General features: G+C 28.9%; 25 protein-coding genes. 9 read left to right on the top strand and 16 right to left on the bottom strand.

The annotated features are described in order from the left end of the window. The first annotated feature begins 27 nt into the window (after window positions 1-27). Complete coding sequence (locus tag I1A51_RS04660) at window positions 28-771, top strand: class I SAM-dependent methyltransferase (protein WP_196891579.1); 744 nt, start codon at window positions 28-30, stop codon at window positions 769-771. Window positions 772-787: 16 nt separating this feature from the next. Here the strand turns inward: I1A51_RS04660 and I1A51_RS04655 are convergent, their stop codons facing one another. The 4 genes from I1A51_RS04655 to porQ all read right to left on the bottom strand — a co-directional run bounded on the left by I1A51_RS04655 (window position 788) and on the right by porQ (window position 4175). Beyond that, on the bottom strand, window positions 788-1462 hold the full coding sequence (locus I1A51_RS04655; RefSeq protein ID WP_196891578.1) for a M15 family metallopeptidase: 675 nt from the start codon (window positions 1460-1462) through the stop codon (window positions 788-790). Between the two features lie 120 nt (window positions 1463-1582). Further along, entirely contained in the window at window positions 1583-2200 is a 618-nt protein-coding gene (locus I1A51_RS04650; protein ID WP_196891576.1) for a hypothetical protein, read from the bottom strand. Window positions 2201-2451: 251 nt separating this feature from the next. Continuing rightward, window positions 2452-3153: a (d)CMP kinase gene (gene cmk / locus I1A51_RS04645; RefSeq protein ID WP_196891574.1), complete on the bottom strand. Its 702-nt coding sequence runs from the start codon at window positions 3151-3153 to the stop codon at window positions 2452-2454. Window positions 3154-3164: 11 nt separating this feature from the next. Then, window positions 3165-4175 (bottom strand): type IX secretion system protein PorQ, encoded by a 1011-nt coding sequence (gene porQ / locus I1A51_RS04640; protein ID WP_196891572.1) that lies wholly within the window; start codon window positions 4173-4175, stop codon window positions 3165-3167. Window positions 4176-4449: 274 nt separating this feature from the next. On the opposite strand from porQ, the gene I1A51_RS04635 reads away from it, so the two are divergent. Further along, a complete protein-coding gene (locus I1A51_RS04635) occupies window positions 4450-5295 on the top strand; it encodes a sulfurtransferase (RefSeq protein WP_196891571.1) in 846 nt (281 codons plus the stop codon). Between the two features lie 59 nt (window positions 5296-5354). Beyond that, complete coding sequence (locus I1A51_RS04630) at window positions 5355-5783, top strand: DUF4268 domain-containing protein (protein WP_196891569.1); 429 nt, start codon at window positions 5355-5357, stop codon at window positions 5781-5783. A 41-nt stretch (window positions 5784-5824) separates the two neighbouring features. On the opposite strand, the gene I1A51_RS04625 is transcribed toward I1A51_RS04630, so the two are convergent. Beyond that, window positions 5825-6346, bottom strand: a complete 522-nt coding sequence (locus I1A51_RS04625) for a TIGR00725 family protein (RefSeq protein ID WP_196891567.1) — start codon at window positions 6344-6346, stop codon at window positions 5825-5827. Window positions 6347-6583: 237 nt separating this feature from the next. On the opposite strand from I1A51_RS04625, the gene ligA reads away from it, so the two are divergent. Next, on the top strand, window positions 6584-8590 hold the full coding sequence (gene ligA / locus I1A51_RS04620; RefSeq protein WP_196891566.1) for an NAD-dependent DNA ligase LigA: 2007 nt from the start codon (window positions 6584-6586) through the stop codon (window positions 8588-8590). 95 nt (window positions 8591-8685) lie between these two features. On the opposite strand, the gene I1A51_RS04615 is transcribed toward ligA, so the two are convergent. The 4 genes from I1A51_RS04615 to I1A51_RS04600 all read right to left on the bottom strand — a co-directional run bounded on the left by I1A51_RS04615 (window position 8686) and on the right by I1A51_RS04600 (window position 10687). Next, window positions 8686-8910, bottom strand: coding sequence for a hypothetical protein (locus I1A51_RS04615; protein WP_196891564.1), 225 nt, complete (start codon window positions 8908-8910; stop codon window positions 8686-8688). Between the two features lie 87 nt (window positions 8911-8997). Further along, window positions 8998-9381: a DoxX family protein gene (locus tag I1A51_RS04610; protein WP_196891563.1), complete on the bottom strand. Its 384-nt coding sequence runs from the start codon at window positions 9379-9381 to the stop codon at window positions 8998-9000. Window positions 9382-9588: 207 nt separating this feature from the next. After that, entirely contained in the window at window positions 9589-9996 is a 408-nt protein-coding gene (locus I1A51_RS04605) for a DUF2059 domain-containing protein (protein WP_196891561.1), read from the bottom strand. A gap of 61 nt (window positions 9997-10057) precedes the next feature. Continuing rightward, complete coding sequence (locus tag I1A51_RS04600) at window positions 10058-10687, bottom strand: 7-carboxy-7-deazaguanine synthase QueE (protein ID WP_196891559.1); 630 nt, start codon at window positions 10685-10687, stop codon at window positions 10058-10060. A gap of 411 nt (window positions 10688-11098) precedes the next feature. Here I1A51_RS04600 and lon point away from each other — a divergent pair, with 411 nt between their 5' ends. Beyond that, window positions 11099-13582 carry an endopeptidase La gene (lon, locus tag I1A51_RS04595; RefSeq protein ID WP_196891557.1) on the top strand — a complete coding sequence of 828 codons (2484 nt, stop codon included), beginning with the start codon at window positions 11099-11101 and terminating at the stop codon, window positions 13580-13582. Window positions 13583-13682: 100 nt separating this feature from the next. Next, window positions 13683-14321: a hypothetical protein gene (locus I1A51_RS04590; protein ID WP_196891555.1), complete on the top strand. Its 639-nt coding sequence runs from the start codon at window positions 13683-13685 to the stop codon at window positions 14319-14321. Between the two features lie 62 nt (window positions 14322-14383). On the opposite strand, the gene I1A51_RS04585 is transcribed toward I1A51_RS04590, so the two are convergent. The 7 genes from I1A51_RS04585 to I1A51_RS04555 all read right to left on the bottom strand — a co-directional run bounded on the left by I1A51_RS04585 (window position 14384) and on the right by I1A51_RS04555 (window position 21187). Then, window positions 14384-15811, bottom strand: coding sequence for a CCA tRNA nucleotidyltransferase (locus tag I1A51_RS04585; protein ID WP_196891553.1), 1428 nt, complete (start codon window positions 15809-15811; stop codon window positions 14384-14386). A 6-nt stretch (window positions 15812-15817) separates the two neighbouring features. Continuing rightward, window positions 15818-16375: an L-threonylcarbamoyladenylate synthase gene (locus I1A51_RS04580; RefSeq protein ID WP_196891552.1), complete on the bottom strand. Its 558-nt coding sequence runs from the start codon at window positions 16373-16375 to the stop codon at window positions 15818-15820. 17 nt (window positions 16376-16392) lie between these two features. Then, on the bottom strand, window positions 16393-17157 hold the full coding sequence (locus I1A51_RS04575; RefSeq protein ID WP_196891550.1) for a glycosyltransferase family 2 protein: 765 nt from the start codon (window positions 17155-17157) through the stop codon (window positions 16393-16395). Continuing rightward, window positions 17157-18260 (bottom strand): glycosyltransferase, encoded by a 1104-nt coding sequence (locus I1A51_RS04570; protein WP_196891548.1) that lies wholly within the window; start codon window positions 18258-18260, stop codon window positions 17157-17159. The genes I1A51_RS04575 and I1A51_RS04570 overlap by 1 nt, the downstream gene beginning before the upstream one ends. A gap of 4 nt (window positions 18261-18264) precedes the next feature. Beyond that, window positions 18265-19380 (bottom strand): glycosyltransferase family 4 protein, encoded by a 1116-nt coding sequence (locus I1A51_RS04565; RefSeq protein WP_196891547.1) that lies wholly within the window; start codon window positions 19378-19380, stop codon window positions 18265-18267. 31 nt (window positions 19381-19411) lie between these two features. Continuing rightward, the gene (locus I1A51_RS04560) at window positions 19412-20287 is read right to left on the bottom strand and encodes a hypothetical protein (RefSeq protein ID WP_196891545.1); all 876 of its coding nucleotides are present in this window, start codon (window positions 20285-20287) and stop codon (window positions 19412-19414) included. A gap of 84 nt (window positions 20288-20371) precedes the next feature. Beyond that, window positions 20372-21187, bottom strand: a complete 816-nt coding sequence (locus I1A51_RS04555; protein ID WP_196891543.1) for a 2,3,4,5-tetrahydropyridine-2,6-dicarboxylate N-succinyltransferase — start codon at window positions 21185-21187, stop codon at window positions 20372-20374. Window positions 21188-21282: 95 nt separating this feature from the next. Here I1A51_RS04555 and ruvX point away from each other — a divergent pair, with 95 nt between their 5' ends. The 3 genes from ruvX to I1A51_RS04540 all read left to right on the top strand — a co-directional run bounded on the left by ruvX (window position 21283) and on the right by I1A51_RS04540 (window position 22827). Further along, entirely contained in the window at window positions 21283-21693 is a 411-nt protein-coding gene (gene ruvX, locus I1A51_RS04550; protein WP_196891542.1) for a Holliday junction resolvase RuvX, read from the top strand. Between the two features lie 93 nt (window positions 21694-21786). Next, complete coding sequence (gene def / locus I1A51_RS04545; protein ID WP_196891540.1) at window positions 21787-22374, top strand: peptide deformylase; 588 nt, start codon at window positions 21787-21789, stop codon at window positions 22372-22374. 12 nt (window positions 22375-22386) lie between these two features. Then, a complete protein-coding gene (locus I1A51_RS04540; protein WP_196891539.1) occupies window positions 22387-22827 on the top strand; it encodes a DUF5606 family protein in 441 nt (146 codons plus the stop codon).

The following is a 22827-nucleotide window of genomic DNA, read 5'->3' as shown; positions in this document are numbered from 1 at the left end:
CTTTTTAATAACCTAAAAATAAATGTTATGCTAGAGAAAGATTACAACAAAATGGCAAGAACATATGATTTATCTCACAAGCTTCCAACAAGAAAATATGGTGAAGAATTTACTTTTTTAAAAGAAATTGGAGAATTAAAGAATAAAACATTGTTGGATTTAGGTTGTGGTTCTGGTTATTATTCATTTTTGTTGCAAAAACTTGGTGCTAAAAGAATTGTTGGAATTGATATTTCTGATGAAATGATAAAAGTAGCTAATGAAAAAGCTAAATTATTAAAGTTAGAAAATGTAGAATTTTTAGTTGAAGATCTATCTAAATTTAAATCCGAAGAAAAATTTGATATTGTTATTTCTGCTTTTGTTTTTAATCACATGAAAACAAAAGAAGAAGTTTTGAAATTTTGTGAAACAATTTATCGAAGTTTAAATAAAGATGGATTTTATGTAGGCTGTAGTTCAAATTTTCATCATCAGAAATATTCAGAAGATTTTTATAAAAATTATGGAATAAAAATTACGATTCCAGAATATGAAAATGGAAAACCTGTTTTTGTGAAAATGTTTGTGGAAAAAGAGCAAACAATTGAAATAACAAATAGTTTTTTATTTCCAAAAATATATGAAGAAGCTTTTAAAAAAGTTGGATTTTCTTCTGTTGAATGGATTAAAACAAAAATTTCACCAATAGGAATAAAAAAATATGGAAAGGAATTTTGGGAAAATTACCAAGAATATCCTTATGAAATATTTATAAAAGCAAAAAAATAAGCCAAGATGAATTGACTTATTTTACAGGGAAATTAAAATATGTTTTTGGATAAGGTTCATTTTTTAATGTAAAATGCCACCATTCTTTACTATAAGATCGAAATCCGTGTTTATTCATTATTTTTTGTAAAGTTTGTCTATTTTTCTTTTGTTTTGGAGTTAAGTTCGGGTTCTTAACCCATGATTCTTTACCGAAAAAATCCCAAGGACTTCCCATATCAAGCTCTTCACCAGTTTCAAAATTAACTAAAGTAACATCCACAGTACTTCCGCGAGAATGTCCCGATTTTGAAGCGATATATCCATCTCTAAAAAGATTTTTCTTCTTGACATTTGGATAATATTTTTGTTTCATTATTGTGTCATTTAAAACTCTTGCCCAACGAACGAATTCATTTACAGCTTGTTGCGGACGATAACCATCATAGATTTTTAATCCTAAATTTTTTGTAATTAATTCCTTTTGAATTTTATCTAAAGCAGCAATAGCTTCATTTGTAAGAATACAGATAGATTTTTCATAGCCATCAATTTTTTTTCCAACAAAATTATCTTTTGAATGGTATCGAATTTCAGTAATTATTGTTGGTAGTTTATTATCGACATAAGAAAAACCATTAGGTAAAGTATCTTTCTTTTGAAAAGAAACCAGAAATAGAATACTAAAAATTAAAAGAATAGTCTTTTTCATTTTGTGAAATTTTAGAGTGTATTTTTCAAATGTAATAGATTTTTTTCAAAATAAAATCCAAAAAAAATGCCACTTATAAAAGTGGCACTCAAAAATAAAATAAGATAAGTTGATTTTTAGTTATGATTTGAATTTACAAGCAACAGCTCTTTTTCCACCAGAATAGATGATAAAATCTGCCTTGTTCTTTCTAGTTTTACGTTTGGCTTTTCTTACAAAGTCAATAATATCTTCTTTTATTGAAGAGTTTACAATTCCAGCAGTTCCCAATGAAGCCATTGAACCAGAACCAGCTTTGATTGTTTTTAATTCTTCATACTCTTTGATTGGTTCAGAGAAAAAATACACTGCTAAATTGTCTACTTTTTGAAGTTCTCCTAAGCGGTAATTTTCATCTGTTTTATCTTCAGTAAATTTAATTCCTATAGCGCTTTTTCCCTCGCTATAAATAACAGCGTCAATTTCTGCTCCTTGTTTTGAAGCTTGTCTTTTGATATTGTTGATATACTGACTCATTTTTTCGTCAGGTTTTTCATTGCTTAATCCACTTGAAATTAGAGATTTTGCATTAATATTTGAAGTAATGTCTGAAGTTAATACAGTTTCATAACTTCTTAGAGGTTCCATAAAGACATATACTTCTAATCCGTTTACAACTTTTGCTTTACCAATATGGCTTTGTGCAAATGCAAAACAGATATTTAGCATAAGAACTAATGTTAATAAAATTTTTTTCATGATGATTTCCTGTTATGTTTTAAAATCAGGTAAATCTAACGCAAAAGCTTGAATATCTAGTAGAAGAAAAAAGATTTAAATATGTAAATATATGTTTGTTAGGTTTTTAAGTTGATAAATTTAACAAATACGCATTATATAAAAGACTTTTGAGTCCTTTTTTATAGATAAAATGTGAAGAGAAATATAAAAAAATCTCAATATTTCGTTAAAAATATTGAGATTCTTTCAATGTGAATTTATTTAGATTTTTATTTTATTCCTTGGATTGTTCTTTGAGTGATGTTATAAACTCTTTCAAATTGTTCTTTTAACCCCATATCAGAATTATCAAATTCGATAGCATCATCAGCTCTTTTTAATGGAGAATCTGTTCTTGTAGTATCAATATGATCTCGTGTTTGAACATTCTTTAATACATCTTCAAACTTAATATCTTCACCTTTGTCTAAAAGTTCTTTATATCTCCTTTTTGCTCTTTTATCAGGAGAAGCTGTCATAAATAACTTTAGTTCTGCATCTGGAAAAACAACAGTTCCAATATCTCTTCCATCCATTACTACACCTTTGTCTTTCCCCATTTCTTGTTGTTGACTTACAAGAACTTTACGAACTTCTGTAATTGCGGCAACCTTACTTACTAATTGAGAAACTTCTAACCCTCTGATTTGTTTTTCAATATTTTCACCATTTAGATGAATTTCAGAAAAACCTGCATCAGGGTTAAAGACAAATTTCAGTTTAATATTATTTAATTGAGCAATTAATCCTTCTTTATTTAATGTTTCATCAGAAACATAATCATTAATCATAGCAAAATAAGTTACTGCGCGATACATTGCACCTGTATCTACATAAACATATCCTAATTTTTTAGCTAATTCTTTTGCGATGGTACTTTTTCCAGTTGATGAAAAACCATCTATTGCAATTGTTATTTTTTTACTCTCCATACTCAAATCCTCTAATTTAAATTAATTAATAAACTAAAAGTACTCGCATTATCTGCTGGATGGTACTTTGTAAACGCATAACTAAACTTTATACGGTTTAATTTCAGTCCAAATCCTGCAGAAATTCCTGCAAAAGTTCTTGAGTCAGCTAGACTTAATTCTTTTCCTCTTCGAACATTATATCCAACACGAATATTGAATGCTTTTTGAGGAAAAAGTTCTGCTCCAATAATTAAATGTCTGAAAGCATTGTCAAAGAAAGTAATGTCTTCTTCTGTTCTGTTTCCTTCAATATCTGTTGTTGCATTAGAAGGGTTTTCATAAGCAACTTGCCATTGTTGAAGATTATCTAATGTAACATACCATTTTAATGGAACATTTTCTAGTTGATAGTCAGCACTCAAAGCAATCTCAAGTGGCAAATCTTCTTTTGTATTATCGAATTTAGTAATCTGAGTTCCTAAGTTTTTTACTACTAAAGTAAAGGAATATTGTTTGTCTGGATTATGATATAAAATACCTAAATCTGTCGCAAGTCCAAACGAAGAATAACTGTCAATTACTGAATTAATCATTTTTAGATTTGCACCTAAAATAAAGTGCGAATTTGGTATCTGATATGCGTATCCCAAAGATACAGAAAAATCGTTAGCTTTGAAAGTTCCTGTCTCATTTCCTTGCGCATCTGCACCAATTAATTCACCATATCCAACATAGGTCACTCCAGCATGAAAAGTTCCGATTTTATCATTCACTTTATAAGCATATGAAGCAGAACCAAATGAAATTCCAGCAAGATAATTGATGTAATTAATTCCAATATTATTATGCATTTTCTCATTGATGGTTGCAGGATTCCAAAGTGCCTGATTTACATCATCTCTTAATGTATAAATTTCTCCTCCTAAAGCTGCTTGTCTAGCAGAAGTAGTAATATTTAAAAATTGATAAACATTTTCTCCTCCAGTTTGCGCTGTTGCAAAAGTAGAATAAAGACAAAGAAGTAATAGTATTTTCTTCATATATGACTATCGTGTAAAAGGTATTTGTTTATTAAACGAAAAATAAAAGAAATAGTATTTAATAATTAGAATTCTTTTAAAAGAATACCATATAATTAGCTTTAAAAAAGAATTTGAATTAAAAAATAGTGAATCTAATAGGTTCTCTTTATTTTTCAACAAATATAATTTTTAAAAAATAATTTGATAGGGTAAGTAAAAATATTTTTTAAAGACTAAAAAGTAGGATTATTGTTTTGTAATTTTAAAAGAAAGCAATCAAAAAAATATACCAATGGAAAATACATTTTTTTCAAGTCCAATTGTCTCAGTTGATTGGCTAAAAGAAAACTTAAATAATGACAAGTTAATATTATTAAATGCAACAATTTCAAACCCTAATGCAAAAGGAGTAGAAGAAGATAATTTGCAAATTAAAGGCAGCAGGTTTTTTGATTTAGGAAATAATTTCTCAGATACTTCTTCTGGTTTGCCTCATACGATGGTAACTCCTGAAGTTTTTCAGGAAGAAGTTAGAAAACTTGGAATTAATCAAGATAGTATTATTGTTGTTTATGATAAACTTGGAATTTTTTCTTCTCCAAGAGTTTGGTGGATGTTTAAGGCAATGGGATTTCAAAATATTGCTGTTTTAGATGGTGGTTATCCAGCGTGGAAAAATTCAGGTGGAGAAGTGGAAGAAATAGAGAAAAAGGAATATTCTTTAGGAAATTTTGAAGCGAAATATCATTATAATGCTTTTTGTGATAAAAAATATGTAAAAGATACAATTGATGAATTAATGATTACAACTTGTGATGCTCGTCCTGAAGGTCGTTTCTGTGGAACAACTCCAGAACCAAGACCAGGCTTAAGAGGTGGACATATTCCAAATTCTGTAAATATTCCTTTTACTTCAATTATTAAAGATGGAAAAATTGTTTCTAAAGAAGAATTAGAAAAAGCTTTTGCAGGAATTTCTAAAACTCATGAATTGATTTTTTCATGTGGATCTGGTGTGACTGCTTGCATTTTAGCTCTTGCAGCAACGATTTTAGGTTATGAAGATATTACAGTTTATGATGGTTCTTGGAGCGAATGGGGAATTCCGAGTGATTTACCTGTTGTGGAAGGGAAATAAATTTGTTTTTTAAAATGAATAATTTTTAAGAAATTTGCCCGCTTTTTAAAATCAATTATATGTTCAGCAAAGAAGAATCAAGAAGATTAAAACAAGAATTTTGGACTTCATTTGGAAAATCATTTCCAAGAAAGTGGATTTTATACAATACAAAAATTAAAGATGTAGCATTCAAATTTTATTTTGATAGAAAATCTGCGATGGTTGCTTTAGATATTGAATGTAGAGATTTGGAATCGAGAATTCATTATTATGAGAAATTTGAATCTTTCAAGAAAATTTTGGAAGAAGATTATATTCAAGGATTAATTTTCGAAGATTGTTATGTTTTAGAAAATGGAAAAGAAATTTCAAGAATTTATATTCAGAAAGACAAAGTTTGTATTCACAATAAAAAAACATGGCAAGAAACAATGGTGTTTCTAAATGAAAATATGGAAAAATTTGAAGAGTTTTTCTATATGTTTGAAGATGTAATAAAAGGATAAGTTTTATAAAAAAAATATGTAAAATCCTCTTTTGTTTAAACTTAAGAGGATTTTTTTAGTTCTAAATTTATTAGAGATTCTAGTTCTTCAATATTAGAAAAACAAACTAATAAACCTGAATTTCTTTCATCAATATTATGTTCTGAAAAATAACTACTCCAACCAGTTTCGGTTTTATAACAAAATGTTTTCTTTTGGTATTTTGCACAAAAACCAAGTTCAATTAAAGTTCCTGAACCGCCTCCAAAAGCAATTACAAAATCAGCAGAACTTACAATTAAAGAATTTCGCATTTCTCCTAAACCTGTACAAATAGTTATATCTAAAAAATTATTTCCAAGACTTGTATCTTTTTCTGGTAAAATTCCGACGATTTTTGCTTTTCTGTTTTTATTTTCAAAAATTCCTTTTGAAACAGCTTCCATAACGCCACCTTTTCCTCCATTTAAAACAGTTATGTCAAATTTAGAAAGTATTTTTCCTACTTGATATACGAAATCATAAAGATCTTGATTACATAAATCTTGGTTTGCTCCGATGATTGCAATTTGTTGATTTTTCATTTTTTTAGTTTTAAACTTAAAGTTACAATTTATCTGAAAATCGCACTAGGGATAGAGGCAATTGTTGAAGCTCTTTTGGATGCCTGCATTTTTGCAGCCAAAAAGCGACTGCCGAAAGCCCGATATTTTTTCTTTTTTCTAAAAAAAAAGAAAGGAATGAAGTGCCCAAATTAAGTGAAAATGTTTGATTTCAATCCGAAGAAGTTTCTTATTTTTATGCTTTCACAGATAAAAATTATGAGTAAAGAAATTCAACAAAAAATAGAAAAATTACGTAAGGAATTAAATGAACATAATTATAAATATTATGTTTTGGATGCGTCAGAAATCTCTGATTATGAGTTTGATATTAAATTAAAAGAACTTGAAAAATTAGAAGAGGAACATCCAGAATTTTTTGATCCAAATTCGCCAAGCCAAAGAGTTGGTGGGCAAATCACGAAAAATTTTGAAACAGTTACACATAAAGAAAGAATGTATTCTTTGGACAATTCATATTCGAAGGAAGATGTAATGGATTGGGAGAAGCGTTTGCATAAATTGACAGGTGCAGAAAACATTGAATATACGTGTGAATTGAAGTATGATGGAGCTTCTATTAATTTAACTTTTGAGAATGGAAATTTTTCGACGGCTGTAACAAGAGGAGATGGTTTTCAAGGAGATAATGTTTCGACGAATGTAAAAACAATTAAATCGATTCCTTTGAAGATAAATGGAGAAGATTTTTTAGAGAATTTTGATATTCGTGGAGAAATTATTTTGCCATTTGATGGATTTGAGAAGATGAATAAAGAGCGAATGGAAGCAGGTGAAGATCCATATGCAAATCCGAGAAATACGGCAAGTGGAAGTTTAAAATTGCAAGATAGTTCGGAAACAGCAAAGCGACCTTTAGATTGTCTTTTATATCAAGTTGTTGCAGAACAAGAAAAATATAAAACACATTTTGAGATTTTAGAAGCTGCTAAAGCAGTTGGTTTTAAAGTTCCAGAAACAATTGAAGTTTGTAAGAATGTAAAAGAAGTTTTGGCTTTTGTAGAAAAATGGGATACAAAAAGACATGATTTACCTTATGAAACAGATGGTGTTGTAATTAAAGTAAATAGTTTAGAATTGCAAAAAAATCTTGGTTTTACATCAAAATTTCCACGTTGGGCAATTGCTTATAAATTTAAGGCAGAACAGGAAAGTACAATTTTAGAGGAAGTTACATATCAAGTTGGTAGAACTGGAGCGATTACGCCAGTTGCGAATTTAAAGCCTGTACAACTTGCAGGAACTACTGTAAAAAGAGCTTCTTTACATAATGCAGATCAGATAGAGAAATTAGATTTACATTTAAAAGATACTGTTTTTGTTGAAAAAGGAGGAGAAATTATTCCAAAGATTGTTAGCGTAGATATTTCGAAAAGAAAACCGAATTCAGAAGTTGTAAAATACATTACAAATTGTCCGGAATGTGGAACGGAGTTAGTTCGAAAAGAAGGTGATGCAAAGCATTATTGTCCGAATGAATTAGGATGTCCTCCACAGATTGTTGGAAGAATTCAACATTATATTTCAAGAAAAGCCTTAAATATTGATGGAATAGGAGGAGAAACGGTTTCACTTTTTGTAAAAGAAGGCTTGGTAAAAACGTATGCAGATTTATATGATTTAAAAGTAGAGCAAATCATGCCTTTAGAAAGAATGGCTGAAAAATCTGCAAAAAATATTGTAAAAGGAATTGAAGCTTCAAAAAATGTTTCTTTTGAAAAAGTTTTATTTGGATTAGGAATTCGATTTGTTGGAGAAACTGTTGCAAAAAAGTTAGCAAGACATTATTTATCAATAGATAATTTAGCAAAAGCAACAAGAGATGAATTGATTAATGTAGATGAAATTGGAGATAAGATTGCAGATAGTGTTTTAGCATTTTTTGCTGAAGAAAGAAATTTAGAAATTATTGAAAAACTTCGAAAAGATGGTGTGCAATTAGAAATGGATGCACCACAAAATGTTGTTGAAAATGATTTACTAGAAGGAAAAACATTTTTATTTACTGGAAAATTAACCAAGTTCACAAGAGATGAAGCGAAAGATATGGTAGAAAAATTTGGAGGAAAAACAGTAAGTGGAGTAAGTTCTAAATTGAATTTCTTAGTTGTTGGAGAAAAGGCTGGATCAAAATTGAAAAAGGCGGAAGCACTTGGAACTGTAGATATTTTAACAGAAGATGAATTTTTAGAAAAGATTAATTAATATAAATAAGAAAGCGTCTAAAGTTCATTTTGAATTTTAGACGCTTTAAGTTATAGAATTATATCTAAGTTTCTTTGGAGTCATAACTGGAAAATTTAGGAGATACTATAAATTTTACTATTCTTCTGATCAACCCATTTTCCGTTTTTAGATTCACCAAGAATTACAATTTCTTTAATTCTGCTGTATTGTTCAATAGCAGCATCCATTGCTTTTCTTGTTTCTCTTCTCAGCTTAATTCCTGTCTTCTCTCCTCTGTTTCTTACTTCAATGTAAAATCCGTCTCTTAATTTTCCTGGTTTAGTAGCTGGTCTCCCCATAATAATAAAAATTTGTTAATTAATTAATAAATAATTTACAACAGTCAAATATGGGTAATAAAAGATGAATTTTTTCTTATAGATTTGTTAAAGTTTTTTACCAATGATTGGAATCTTTTTTCTTTCGCTCCATAATAAGATTAAACTTAAAATGAAAGTTACAAGAGCCATATAAAAAACAGTTCCTCCATCTCCGTTTATTTCGATTCCTAAAACTGTAAGGTGTAATAAAATTGCTCCACCAATAATTCCAACAGTTAAAAGAGAACCTAACCAAATTGTTTGAGGAATAAGAATTAAAACAGCTGCAATTAATTCAGAAACTCCAACACCAATTCTTCCGAATGGTTCCATGCCTACTTTTGTAAAAATATATACACTATCCGGATGTGCTGTGAATTTGAATCTTAATGTTTGCACTAAAATAACAGCGACAACAATTCTAAATAAAAGTGAAAGATATTTGTTCATAATGTATAAATGATTATTTGTTTCTTAAAATTTTTAAAGTAGACGTGTATCATTAAAAACTTTACAAAATTTACTGAAAAAATATTTTTTATTTGTATTTAACTGTAAATCTGTTATTTAAGTTAGTTAAAAAATGTAAAATAAAAAAGGTTAAATTGAAAATTTCAACTTAACCTCTTTAATTTTATTATTAAAAAAATGCTTTTTTTATTGTACGTAAGTTTTATAAACTTGTTTTACTTTTCTATCATAATTAGATCTTAAAGCTCTCCATCTTCTTGAAAAATCTAAAGAATTTTGAGTTAATTTATTTCCAGAATTGAAATTTGAAATCATTGCTTTTACATCAGAATGAGAAAAAGTTGCTTTTACATATTCAACAGCAGAACTCATGATTTGAGTTTTTGATGCATTTAATTCAGCTTTTGCAGCTGTAAAATTTGCATCATTTTTAATATCCTTTTGAAGAGAATTAATTCCTTTTTGGAAAAAATCAGTTCCTCCTTTTAAGCTTAATAATGTATTAATATCGTCTTCAAATGACTTTGAGTTCTGTGCATTTATTTGTGTAATTGACAAGCATGCAAATACAAATAATAGTAATATTTTTTTCATAAGAGTAAATTATAAATTTTGTATTAATGATGCTGCAATATATAAAAAAAATGCAAAAAGGTTAAGGAATGTTTAAATATTTGTGAGTTTGTAAAGATATTTTCCATTTAGGGTTTTCCATTACATAATCGATAATTTTAGGTGTCATTTTTTCTCGATTACTCCATTCAGGTTGTAAATAAAGTTTACAATCTTTCCCAACTCTTTTCGCTTGTTCTTCTGCAAATTTAAAGTCATTATTATTATAAATAATTACTTTTAATTCATTTGCTTTTAAAGCAACTTCATCAAGAGGCAATTTTGTTTTTTTAGGAGAAAGACAAATCCAATTCCAAACACCAGAAAGAGGATAGGCTCCAGAAGTTTCAATGTGCGTACGAATATTTTGTTTTTGTAAATTTTCAGTAAGATACGTTAAATCCCACATCAAAGGTTCTCCTCCAGTGATTACAACTGTATCAGAATATTTTACACAATTTGCAATAATTTGATCTACATCTGTAGGTGGATGAAGTTCTGCATTCCAACTTTCCTTCACATCACACCAATGACAACCAACATCACATCCACCAATTCTTACGAAATAAGCAGCTGTTCCTGTAAAACCACCTTCTCCTTGAATGGTATAAAATTCTTCCATCATTGGTAGCATTCTACCTTTTTCTATTAACTCTTTTGTCTTCGTATCCATAATTTTGCAAAGATACAATATCCTTTTAAAATGAAATTGATTTATGGAATGTTCTAAATGATTGTTAAGTAGGTTTTTAAATATTTATTCGTTAAAAAGTTACTTGATTTCATTAATTTTTATTTCAGATAATTAAAGAATTTTACGAAACATTAATAATAAATGTCTATTTAAGATAAGTTTTTCCCAAAAAAATAAAATTCAATCTTGCATTTGGAATCAAAATGATAACTTTACATAAAAATTACGTCTAAATACCTAAAAATCATTTGGCATAACAATTGAAATAATTGTATAGAAATTCAAATGGAATTTGTGTAAATATTTAAAAATCAATGCTTTTAAGGTTAAATTCAATTGCGATTTTATCAATACAAAATATTTACATGACAAAATGACTAAAAATACACTATGAGTGATTCGAAATTTATAAGATTTGACAAATTGTCACTAGAAAATATATTTGATGAAGATGCTGAATTAATCCCATTGATGACTCCTGAAGATGAAGAGAGAATCAATAATGAGGAATTGCCAGATGTTCTTCCAATTTTACCACTTCGAAATACGGTTCTTTTTCCTGGTGTTGTAATTCCTATTACAGCAGGAAGAGATAAATCTATTGCTTTAATTAAAGAAGCAAATAAAGGAAATAAAGTAATAGGAGTAGTAGCTCAAAAAAATGAAAATGTAGAAAATCCTTCAGTTGATGATATCCATAGAGTAGGAACTGTAGCACGTATTTTAAGAGTGTTAAAAATGCCTGATGGAAATACAACTGTAATAATTCAAGGAAAGAAAAGGTTTGAAGTAAAAGAAGTGATTCAAGAAGAACCTTTTATGAAAGCTACAACGGTTCCTGTTCCTGAAAATCGTCCAGAAATTGGGGATAGAGAATTTGAAGCAATTATAGAGTCTATTCGAGATTTAGCTTTAAAAATTATTCGTGAAAATCCGAATTTACCTTCAGAAGCTAGTTTTGCAATTAAAAATATTGAAAGTAATTCATTCTTAATCAATTTTGTTTCTTCTAACATGAATTTAAGTGTGGAAGAAAAACAGAATTTATTAAAAATTGATGATTTAAAAGATAGAGCGTTACAAACTTTAAGTAAAATGGACTTAGAGTTGCAACGTTTAGAGTTGCGTAATGATATCCAATCGAAAACTCGTACGGATATGGATCAGCAACAAAGAGAATATTATCTTCACCAACAATTAAAAACGATTCAAGAAGAATTAGGTGGAGTTTCTTTTGAGGAAGAATTAGATGAAATGAAAGAGAAGGCCAAAAAGAAAAAATGGTCTGATGAAGTGAAAAAAGTTTTTGAAAAAGAAATTGGAAGACTTCAAAGAATGAATCCTCAAATGGCAGAATATTCTGTACAAAGAAATTATTTAGATTTAATGTTAGAATTACCTTGGGGAGAATATTCACAAGATAAATTTGATTTAAAGAAAGCGCAAAAGATTTTAGATAGAGATCATTTTGGTTTAGATAAAGTTAAAGAAAGAATTATTGAGTATTTAGCCGTTTTAAAATTAAAAGGTGATATGAAGTCGCCAATTATTTGTTTATATGGACCTCCTGGAGTTGGAAAAACATCTCTTGGAAAATCTATTGCAGAAGCAGTAGGAAGAAAATATGTTCGTATGTCTTTAGGTGGTTTACGTGATGAAGCAGAAATTCGTGGACATAGAAAAACTTATATTGGTGCAATGCCTGGAAGAATTATTCAAGGTATCAAAAAAAGTGGAACGTCTAATCCAGTTTTCGTTTTAGATGAGATTGATAAATTGGCTTCAGCAAATCAAGGGGATCCTTCTTCTGCGATGTTAGAAGTTTTAGATCCTGAACAAAACACAACCTTCTATGATAATTTCTTAGAAGTAGGTTATGATTTATCGAAAGTTCTTTTCATTGCTACTGCAAATAATTTAGGAGCAATTCCTGCACCACTTCGTGACAGAATGGAAATCATTAATGTTACAGGTTATACTGTAGAAGAAAAAGTAGAAATTGCAAAGAAACATTTATTACCAAAACAATTAAAAGAACATGGTTTAAACCAAGATCAATTAAAAATTGGAAAACCACAATTAGAGAAAATAGTTTCTGGGTATACAAGAGAATCTGGAGTTCGTACTTTAGAAAAACAAATTGCAAAAATGGTTCGTCATGCTGCGAAATCTATTGCAATGGAAGATGAATATAATATTAAAGTAACAAACCAAGATATTTCTGATGTTCTTGGAGTTTCTCATTTAGATAGAGATAAATATGAGAATAATGATGTTGCTGGAGTTGTTACAGGTTTAGCTTGGACAAGTGTTGGAGGAGATATTTTATTTATCGAATCGATTCTTTCTAAAGGAAAAGGAGCACTTACTATTACAGGGAATTTAGGAAAAGTAATGAAAGAATCTGCAACAATTGCGATGGAATATATCAAAGCAAATGCAGCAGATTTCGGAATTGACTATAAAGTTTTTGATAATTATAAAGTTCATATTCACGTTCCTGAAGGTGCAACTCCAAAAGATGGACCAAGTGCAGGAATTACAATGTTGACTTCTCTTGTTTCTGTATTTACGCAGAAAAAAGTGAAAGCGCATATTGCAATGACTGGGGAAATTACTTTAAGAGGAAAAGTACTTCCTGTTGGAGGAATTAAAGAAAAGATTCTTGCAGCGAAAAGAGCAAATATTAAAGAAATAATTCTTTCTGAAGCAAATAAAAAAGATATTCAAGAGATTAAAAAAGAATATTTAAAAGGTTTAACTTTCCATTATGTGAAAGAAATGAAAGAAGTTATTGATATTGCAGTTTTGGATGAAAAAGTGAAAAGTCCAGTGGAATTAACTTTTACTGAAAATAAAGAGAAAAACGCATAAACATTGACATATCTTTAAAACGAGAAGTCCAATAATCTTTTAGGTTATTGGACTTTTTTAATAAATTTTTGTATAATTGCAGCAAATAAAAAAAATAGAGATGAAAAAAATTAATTTACTTTTCGCAATTATTTTAATTGTAGGTTTTGTGTCATGTACTAATACAGATGATGATGGAGTTAACATATCTAATAACCAACAAAATCAAAATGATGATAACAATAATCAAAATAATAATGATGGAAGTGAAACTTCTGAAGTAGATACATCATTATTAGTTGGAAATTGGGAATTAGTTTCCATTGATTATACTGGTACAGGGACTTCTACAGTTGCTGGAATTACACAGAATTTTTCATATGTAGGAGAAACAGTGGAAACAGATGTAACTTTAACAATGACAGAAAACCCTAATAATTACGAAAGTTCTGGTACAGTTTTAATCCAATTGTCGACTTCTTTAAGTGGAGGTACACCATTTATTCAGAATTCTTCTGCTTCTTTTGAAGCTTCTGGAAATTGGGAGTTATTAGAAGATAATATATTATCTATGGAAGGAATGACTTCATTGACAAATGGAGAATCACAGTCAGAAGGTGCAGGAACAGTAACGATTTTAGAATTAACTGAAACAACTTTTAAAGTTAAAACAATTGAAGATACTACTATAAATGAAAATGGAGTGGAATCTACTCAAAATTTAGAAATTTATACAGTATATCAGAGAATCCAAGAATAAAAAATATTTTACAACATATATGTAAACGAAAAATCCAGAATTTAAATTCTGGATTTTTTGTTTTATTTCTTTAATTCTAAATTATATTCTTTCCCAAGTTCTAGCATAAAATGATATGCTTTTTCATATTCATTAGGAATTTCTCCTTCTAGAATTGCTTCTTTAATTCTATCTTTTATCAAACCAATTTCTCTACATGGTTTTAAGTCAAAAGTTTCCATAATTAATTCACCAGAAATAGGAGGTTGAAAGTTTCGAATTCGATCTCTTTCTTCTACTTCTTTAATTTTCTCACGAACAATCTTGAAATTATTATGATATTTCTTGAATTTTTTTGGATTTTTAGTTGTGATATCCGCTTCACATAAAAGCATTAAACTATCAATATCTTCTCCAGCATCAAAAACTAATCTACGAACTGCAGAATCAGTTACTTCTTGTGCTAAAACAATTGGTCTTGAACTTAATAAAACCAATTTTTGAACTAATTTCATTTTATGATTTAATGGCATACGTAATCTTTTAAATAATTTGTAAACCATTTTTGAACCAACAAATTCATGTCCATGAAAAGTCCATCCAACTTTTTTGCTGAATTTTTTCGTAGGAGCTTTCCCAATATCATGAAGTAAAGCAGCCCAACGAAGCCATAAATCTTCTGTGTTTTCAGAAATATTATCAACAACTTCTAAAGTGTGATAAAAATTATCTTTATGTTTTTGACCTTCTACATCTTCTACACCATGAAGCGCAGTAAGTTCAGGCATAATTCTTTGTAAAAGTAAAGTTTTATACAAAAGTTTAAAACCAAGAGAAGGAACAGGAGAAAGCATTATTTTATTGATTTCAACAATAATTCTTTCTTTTGTAATAATATCAATTCTTTCTGCATTTTTTGTAATCGCATCTAAAGAATTTTGTTCAATTGTAAATCCTAATTGTGTGGCAAAACGAATTGCACGCATCATACGTAAAGGATCATCCGAATATGTAATATCTGGATCTAAAGGTGTGCGAATAATTTTTGATTCTAAATCTTTAATTCCATCAAATGGATCTAATAAATCTCCAAAATTATTTTTATTTAAACTTAAAGCTAAAGCATTAATTGTAAAATCTCTTCTGTTTTGATCATCTTCCAAACTTCCAGATTCTACTTTTGGATTTCTACTATCTTCTGTATAAGATTCTTTTCTTGCACCAACAAATTCAATTTCCACTTCCTGAAAACGCAACATTGCAGTTCCATAAGTTTTAAAAACTTGAACTTTTGGTTTATTTGGTAGTAAAGAAGCTACTTTCTTCGCTAAATCAATTCCGCTTCCGACAGCTACAACATCAATATCTTTAGCATTTCCTCTTTTTAAAATAAAATCACGAACAAATCCTCCTATTACATACGTGTTAAGATTTAATTCTTCCGCAGCTTGCGTAATATATTCAAAAATAGGAGCTTTTAAAGCTTCTTTATAATTTTTTCTTTCTTCCATCTAGTGTTATTCACGAATTACCTTAATTTCCTCTCCACTAATCATAATGATTCTTGAAGCAATAGAGGAAATTTTTTCTCGCTGCAAATTTACTATATAGTCAACGTTATCCAAAATTGGTTTGGAAATTTCTTTAAAAGAACTTGGAGAAGGCTCTCCACTTAGGTTTGCTGAGGTAGAAACAATTGGTTTTTTATAATTTTTGATTAATTCCTTACAAAATTCATTATCAACAACTCGGATTGCAATCGTACCATCAGATGAAATAACATTTTTAGCTAAATTTTTTGCTCCTTCATAAATAATTGTAGTTGGTCTTGTTTGATTTTTGATGATTTCAATTGCTTTTTCAGGTACTTTTTCTACATAATCTTGTAACATTTCTATATCAGAAACCAAAATGATCATGCTTTTTGTTGCCACACGATTTTTAATTTCATAGATACGTTGCACAGCTTTTTCACAAGTAGCATCACAACCAATTCCCCAAATTGTATCTGTTGGATAAAGAATTACTTCCTCTTTTTTTAATGCTTCTATTGTATTCTGAATTTCTCGCTTCATTTTTTCATCCGTTTTTGTTAATCTAACTTTTCACCATTTTGCATTCGCCACATTTTAAGGTATACTAAAAAATCATGAAACGCAGCCATAGAACAAACAACAACACCAATTTTTCCATCTAAAATTCCTAGTTTTAAAATATATCTTTGGAAAAACTTAAATCCAGGTTTAATTAAAAGCTCAAATAATCCAGCTTTTTTTCCTTTTTTAAATTTAATCAGAGCTTTTTGTGTACTATATTTTTGAAATTTATCGAAATAAGTTTTAAAATCTTTATATGTATAATGTTCCAATTTTTGTTTTAAAACGCCAATGTTTTCTCTTGTTTCAATTTCTTCATGAACTAATTTGTCATTGTATTTACAGAAATTTCTATCAAAAAGACGAATCACTTTATCATTTTGCCAACCAGAATATTGAACTTTACAATCCATTAAATAATTAATTCTTTTAATCCAAAATGCTTTTTCATTTATTTCATTTTGATTTAAAATAGATTTAATTTCTGACTTTAAATTTTCTGGTATTCTTTCATCTGCATCGACAATTAAAACCCAATCATTTTCTAATTGTTCTAATCCCCAATTTTTTTGTGCAGCATGATAATCAAATTTTCGAAACAAAACTTTAGCTCCCATTTCTTCAGCAATTTCTGTAGTTTTATCTGTACTATATGAATCTAAAACTACAATTTCATCTGCGAAATTAAGAGATGAAAGTAAAGGTTTCATATGTTCTTCTTCATTTTTAGTAATAATAAGAACGGATAATTTATGAGACATTATTTTTCGTTTATAAGTGAAACTAAATAATCTTTTACACGATTTACAGTAATTCGAATATCAAACTCTTCAACAATCATTTGTTTTCCATTTTTGCTGAAATCTTCATATGTTTTTGGATTTTCTTTTAAAGAAATAATTTTATCACAAACAGCATTTACATCATTTTCTTTTGTTAAATATCCATTTATAGAATCTTTTACCAATTCAGGATTACTACTTACATCAAAAGCAACTACAGGTTTTTCACAAAGCATAGATTCCGCAATTACATAACCAAATCCTTCCCAAAAAGAAGAAAGCATAAATACGTCAATTGAACTGAAAAGGTCTTTTGGATTTTTAATAAAACCAGCAAAAACTACTTTATCAGCAACATCTAATTTTTGTGTTTTTTCTTGAAGTTCTTTTAAAAGTTTTCCACTTCCTCCAATAACCAATTTAAAATTAAATTGGCGGTTTTTTAATTCTTTTGCAACATCAATTAAAAAAGATTGATTTTTTTGATAAACCAATCGACCTAAATTTCCTATGACAAATTCATCAGAATCTGTTTTTGAATAAATGGGTTTGAAAGGAGTTTCTAAGAAAGTTTTCGTTTCAATTCCATTCGGAATTACAGTAATTTTCTCCAGAGGAAACATATGCGCATTATTTTGAACAATTGTTTTCTTTGTAGCATGTGAATTTGCTAAAATAGAAGTCAACACATTTCCAAAAAAATAACGATTGATAAAAGTATTTTTAATTGGAATTGCACTTCCTCTTCTATAAATTATATGTTTAATTCCTGCTTTTTTTGCAGCTAATCCAGCAAATTTCATGTCTTCCGAAGAATTCATAATAATTGCAGATAATTCATGCTTTTCAAAAAGTTTTGCTGCATTTGAAACTTTTAAAGGATTTAAATAACTTAAATTCTCTACTTTGATCGTTTCTACAGGAACAGAAGTTTTTTGTAATCGTTGATGTAAAGCACTTTGATTTCTTACAACAACAAGAACAGGAAAATTATTTTTATGTAATTCTAATGCAATATCAAAATGCCATTTTTCACCACCTCCCCAAGCTTTTGTCGAATTAAAAAAACAGATTGTTTTCATTTTTTTATTTTAATTTTTGATATACATTAAACAAATTTTTCGCTACTTCTTCGTCGTTGAATTTTTGTACAAAAACATGACTTTTTTCTACGATTTCTTTTCTTTTATCTTCATCATTCCATAAACTTAAAATTGCTTCTTTCATCTGAATTTCACTTGTTGGATCAATTAAAATAGAATGAGGACCAGCAGCTTCAGGAAGACAACTTACATTACTTGTTATTACTGGAGTTTTGCTATAAAGTGCTTCAATAACAGGAATTCCAAATCCTTCAAAAATACTAGGATACACAAAAATTGTAGCCATTTGATACAAACCTGCTATCGTTTTTAAAGTCAAATCTTTTAAGAAAATAACTTGATTTTGCATTTGATTTTCTTGAATAAAAGAAACAACTTTATCGTAATAAGAGGTTTGTTTTCCAACAACAACCAAAGGAATATTTGTTCCTTTTAAAGCCTTTGCAACTGTAAGTAAATTTTTTCGTTCTTCAATAGTTCCAACAGAAAGTATAAATTGTTCTGGAAGATGGTATTTTTTACGAATTTCATCTTTTTCATTTTTAGAAAAATCTTCTTTAAAAACATTACTACAACCTTGATAAACAATTTCAATTTTTTCTTCAGGAATCTTGAAATAAGTGATAATATCTTGTTTCGTTTGTTCGCTTATCGCAATGACAATATCTGCGTTTTCAGCAGCATATTTAAATTTTTTATAATGAATTTTTCGATCAAAATATTTATATAAATGTGGATATCGAATGAAAATTAAATCATGAATTGTTACAACAGATTTAATGGAAGTATTTTCCAATCCTTTTGGAATTTCATTTGAAAGACCATGAAAAATCTCAATATTATCATTTAAAAGTTGCTTTACAATCGGACCTTGACGCCAGATAGAAGAGAATTTTTTCCAAAGAGTAGAATCAGGAAATTTAACTTCTGTGTTTTTATGATTTTGTTTAAAACGATTTACTTTTCCTTCTTTAGGATTGTAAAGAACGTATTGATTATCTGGATAGAAATCGCTCAGTATTCGAATTGCATCTCTACTATAATTTCCTAATCCTGTTGCATTGTGAAAAATGCGTTTTGCGTCAAAGCCAATTTTCATGTGTAAAATATCTTTTTAATAATTGAAGCGATTAAGCTTCAATTTTTTCAAAATTTCTGTATTTGAAGATTTTCGAAAGTAATTTTTCTAGCCTTATTTGAGTATTTTTTCGTTGTTTAATAATTGGAATTTCTGTTAACTGAATTTCTCTAAAACGAGTTAAAGTTTCTTCAAAAGAAAGATTACTTAAAACTACGTTTGTGAAAAATCCACTAATCATTTCATTCCATTCTGGTTTATTTCCCCAATAATGTCCGATTTCATTTTCCGCAGAAGTCAAACCACAAATTTCCTTTGTTGCAACAGAAAAAGAAAATTGTTCAATCAATCTTCTAGTTACATCAGCTGCACACATTTCATCACAAAGATTCAATGCTTTTTCAATGATTTCTTTATTCTTTCCTTTTGGAACACCGATTGTTCCTGCATTCCACATTTCGCTTTTTCCATTAATTGTAATTCCAGCAAATGTTTTATTATTCATCTGCTTTAGCATCAACTTTTCTGTTTTTGTAGTTAAATCAGAAAGTGCTCCTTCTTTTTTATGCATAATTCCATTATTGTTATCTAAAATTTCTTTAAGATTTGAAATGGATTTATATTGAAAAGTATCAGAGTCTAAATACAAAATATGATCATTCGGATTTAATTCGATCAAATGTTGTACTGCTTTTATCTTTACTCTCCAGAAAAATTGATATTTTCCTTCCCATTCTGTTAAGATATCTTTGGTAATATTGATACATTTTACTTTATCCCCGAAAAAGTTATAAAAATCAGGTCTATCCGTAAAGATGTAAATATTGTTGATATTTCCATCATCTTGGGAAAGGAAAGATAAAATAGAAAAGCAAGCTTGCGCATGATTTTTCAGATTATCTCCAAAAGTTAAGAACATTAAATTCATTGTGAGTCGGTTTCTTTGGTTAAGTTAATTACTGGTTTGCTTAAAACGAAACAAACCAGTAATTGAGTTTTTTGGTTATTAGTTTTATACAGCTACATCATACTCACGAAGAGCATCATTTAGCGATGTTTTTTTATTTGTAGACTCTTTACGAGTTCCAATAATTAAAGCACAAGGTACATTATATTCTCCAGCAGGGAATTTTTTAGTATAACTTCCTGGAATTACAACACTTCTTGCAGGAACAAATCCTTTCATTTCCACAGGCTCTTCTCCAGTTACATCAATAATTTTTGTACTTGCAGTTAATACAACATTTGCTCCAAGAACAGCTTCTTTTCCTACACGAACACCTTCAACTACAATACATCTAGAACCGATAAACGCATCATCTTCAATAATTACAGGAGCAGCTTGTAAAGGTTCTAAAACGCCACCAATTCCGACACCACCACTTAAGTGAACGTTTTTACCAATTTGTGCACAACTTCCTACAGTTGCCCATGTATCAACCATTGTTCCTTCTTCCACATATGCACCGATATTTACATAACTTGGCATTAAAATAGTACCAGAAGAAATATAAGCTCCATGTCTTGCAACAGCATTAGGAACTACACGGATTCCTCTTTCTTTATGATTTTTCTTTAATGGAATTTTATCGTGGTATTCGAATATTCCAGCTTCTAAAGTTTCCATTTTTTGAATTGGGAAATAAAGAACTACGGCTTTTTTTACCCATTCATTTACTTGCCAATCATCTCCTTTTGGTTCTGCTACTCTTAGTTCACCACTATCTAATAAATCAATAACTTTTCTGATTGCATCTTGAGTTTCAGAATTACTTAATAATTCTCTGTTTTCCCAAGCGTTTTCAATAATGTTTTGTAAGTTTTCCATTAATTTTAAAATTTGAAGCAAAGATATAAAAAAAGCAAAGTTTAAGAAGGTTTCTAAAATCTAGTTATCTTTGCAAAATAGAGAAAACAGGAAATATGGGAAGAATTTTAGCTTTAGATTATGGAATGAAACGTACGGGAATTGCTGTAACAGATGAAATGAAAATTATTGCATCTGGTTTGACAACAGTAGATACCAAGGAATTGTTCTCTTTTTTAATGGATTATTTTGCAAAGGAAAATGTAGAAGAAGTAGTTTTAGGAGATCCAAAACAAATGGATAATACAGCAAGTGAAAGTGCAGTTTTAATTAATGAATTTGCAGAGAAATTTCAGAAAACTTTTCCTAAAATTCCGTTAAAAAGGGTAGATGAAAGATTTACTTCAAAAATGGCATTTCAAACGATGATTGATAGTGGTTTGGGAAAAAAACAACGTAGAAATAAAGCACTTATAGATGAAATTAGTGCAACAATTATTCTACAAGATTATCTTCATAATTTATAATTACTACCTAGTTGATTTAGAAAAACTTTGTCCTTAAAGTTGAAAAATCGGCTTAACTTTGTATTTTTGCAGCCTTGAAGTAAACAAAAGAAAATGATTTTACCAATTGTAGCATACGGTGATCCCGTATTGAAAAAAGTAGGAGTTGATATTGACGAAAACTATCCAAACTTAGAGAAACTTATCGAAAATATGCGTGAAACAATGGCAAATGCGCATGGTGTAGGTTTAGCAGCTCCTCAAATAGGTCTTTCAATTCGTCTTTTTCTTGTAGATGCAAGACCTTTTGCAGAAGATGAGGATTTAGAAGAAGGAGAAAGAGCTTTTCTGGCAAATTATAATAAAGTATTTATTAACGCAAGAATTTTAGAAGAAACAGGAGAAGAATGGGCTTTTAGTGAAGGTTGTTTGAGTATTCCTAATGTGCGTGAGGATGTGTTTAGAAAAGAATCAATTGTTGTAGAATATTATGATGAGAATTTCGAAAAACATACAGAAAAGTTAACAGGATTAGCTGCAAGAGTTTTCCAACATGAGTATGATCATATCGATGGAATTTTATTTACAGATCACCTTACTTCATTAAAGAAAAGACTTATCAAGAAAAAACTTGAAAATATAGCAAAAGGAAAAATTACGCCTGAATATAGAATGCGTTTTCCGAAATTAAAAAGAAAATAAAATATTAAAAATATGACTTTAGAAAAAATTATTTCAATTGCAGGTAAACCTGGATTATACGAAATTATTGCGCAATCAAAAGGAGGTTTTATCGTAGGAAATATCGTAGATAAAAAACGTTTCCCTATTAATGCTGCTCACAACGTAAGTGCATTAAACGATATCGCAATATATTCTTATACTGAAGAGATACCTTTAAGAAATATCTTTAAAGATTTGGCGGAGAAGTTTGATGGGAAATCAACAGTAAGTCACAAAGCAGATGAAAAAGAAATCGTAACTTTATTCCGTGAAGTTTTACCAGAATATGATGAAGAAAGAGTTTATGTATCAAATATTCGTAAGGTAATTCAATGGTATAATCTTTTAGTATCAGCAGGTTTAGATTTTTCTTCTATTAATAATGAGGAAGAAGAAGTAGAAACAGAAGAAACAGCCTCTGAAGAAAATTAA

Source organism: Aureivirga marina, assembly GCF_015767265.1.
GTDB lineage: Bacteria > Bacteroidota > Bacteroidia > Flavobacteriales > Flavobacteriaceae > Aureivirga > Aureivirga marina.
This window is presented reverse-complemented; position numbering and strand designations above follow the sequence as displayed.

Excerpts from the sequence above, each read along its gene's own strand:
- ruvX (WP_196891542.1), top strand. The coding sequence starts at position 21,283 with ATGGGAAGAATTTTAGCTTTAGATTATGGAATGAAACGTACGGGAATT.
- I1A51_RS04650 (WP_196891576.1), bottom strand. The coding sequence starts at position 2,200 with ATGAAAAAAATTTTATTAACATTAGTTCTTATGCTAAATATCTGTTTT.
- I1A51_RS04570 (WP_196891548.1), bottom strand. The coding sequence starts at position 18,260 with ATGAAAACAATCTGTTTTTTTAATTCGACAAAAGCTTGGGGAGGTGGT.
- I1A51_RS04605 (WP_196891561.1), bottom strand. The coding sequence starts at position 9,996 with ATGAAAAAAATATTACTATTATTTGTATTTGCATGCTTGTCAATTACA.
- def (WP_196891540.1), top strand. The coding sequence starts at position 21,787 with ATGATTTTACCAATTGTAGCATACGGTGATCCCGTATTGAAAAAAGTA.
- ligA (WP_196891566.1), top strand. The coding sequence starts at position 6,584 with ATGAGTAAAGAAATTCAACAAAAAATAGAAAAATTACGTAAGGAATTA.
- I1A51_RS04575 (WP_196891550.1), bottom strand. The coding sequence starts at position 17,157 with ATGTCTCATAAATTATCCGTTCTTATTATTACTAAAAATGAAGAAGAA.
- cmk (WP_196891574.1), bottom strand. The coding sequence starts at position 3,153 with ATGGAGAGTAAAAAAATAACAATTGCAATAGATGGTTTTTCATCAACT.
- I1A51_RS04585 (WP_196891553.1), bottom strand. The coding sequence starts at position 15,811 with ATGGAAGAAAGAAAAAATTATAAAGAAGCTTTAAAAGCTCCTATTTTT.
- I1A51_RS04600 (WP_196891559.1), bottom strand. The coding sequence starts at position 10,687 with ATGGATACGAAGACAAAAGAGTTAATAGAAAAAGGTAGAATGCTACCA.
- I1A51_RS04615 (WP_196891564.1), bottom strand. The coding sequence starts at position 8,910 with ATGGGGAGACCAGCTACTAAACCAGGAAAATTAAGAGACGGATTTTAC.
- I1A51_RS04555 (WP_196891543.1), bottom strand. The coding sequence starts at position 21,187 with ATGGAAAACTTACAAAACATTATTGAAAACGCTTGGGAAAACAGAGAA.
- porQ (WP_196891572.1), bottom strand. The coding sequence starts at position 4,175 with ATGAAGAAAATACTATTACTTCTTTGTCTTTATTCTACTTTTGCAACA.
- I1A51_RS04635 (WP_196891571.1), top strand. The coding sequence starts at position 4,450 with ATGGAAAATACATTTTTTTCAAGTCCAATTGTCTCAGTTGATTGGCTA.
- I1A51_RS04625 (WP_196891567.1), bottom strand. The coding sequence starts at position 6,346 with ATGAAAAATCAACAAATTGCAATCATCGGAGCAAACCAAGATTTATGT.
- I1A51_RS04560 (WP_196891545.1), bottom strand. The coding sequence starts at position 20,287 with ATGAATTTAATGTTCTTAACTTTTGGAGATAATCTGAAAAATCATGCG.
- I1A51_RS04580 (WP_196891552.1), bottom strand. The coding sequence starts at position 16,375 with ATGAAGCGAGAAATTCAGAATACAATAGAAGCATTAAAAAAAGAGGAA.
- I1A51_RS04590 (WP_196891555.1), top strand. The coding sequence starts at position 13,683 with ATGAAAAAAATTAATTTACTTTTCGCAATTATTTTAATTGTAGGTTTT.
- I1A51_RS04610 (WP_196891563.1), bottom strand. The coding sequence starts at position 9,381 with ATGAACAAATATCTTTCACTTTTATTTAGAATTGTTGTCGCTGTTATT.
- I1A51_RS04565 (WP_196891547.1), bottom strand. The coding sequence starts at position 19,380 with ATGAAAATTGGCTTTGACGCAAAACGCATTTTTCACAATGCAACAGGA.
- I1A51_RS04660 (WP_196891579.1), top strand. The coding sequence starts at position 28 with ATGCTAGAGAAAGATTACAACAAAATGGCAAGAACATATGATTTATCT.
- I1A51_RS04630 (WP_196891569.1), top strand. The coding sequence starts at position 5,355 with ATGTTCAGCAAAGAAGAATCAAGAAGATTAAAACAAGAATTTTGGACT.
- I1A51_RS04655 (WP_196891578.1), bottom strand. The coding sequence starts at position 1,462 with ATGAAAAAGACTATTCTTTTAATTTTTAGTATTCTATTTCTGGTTTCT.
- I1A51_RS04540 (WP_196891539.1), top strand. The coding sequence starts at position 22,387 with ATGACTTTAGAAAAAATTATTTCAATTGCAGGTAAACCTGGATTATAC.
- lon (WP_196891557.1), top strand. The coding sequence starts at position 11,099 with ATGAGTGATTCGAAATTTATAAGATTTGACAAATTGTCACTAGAAAAT.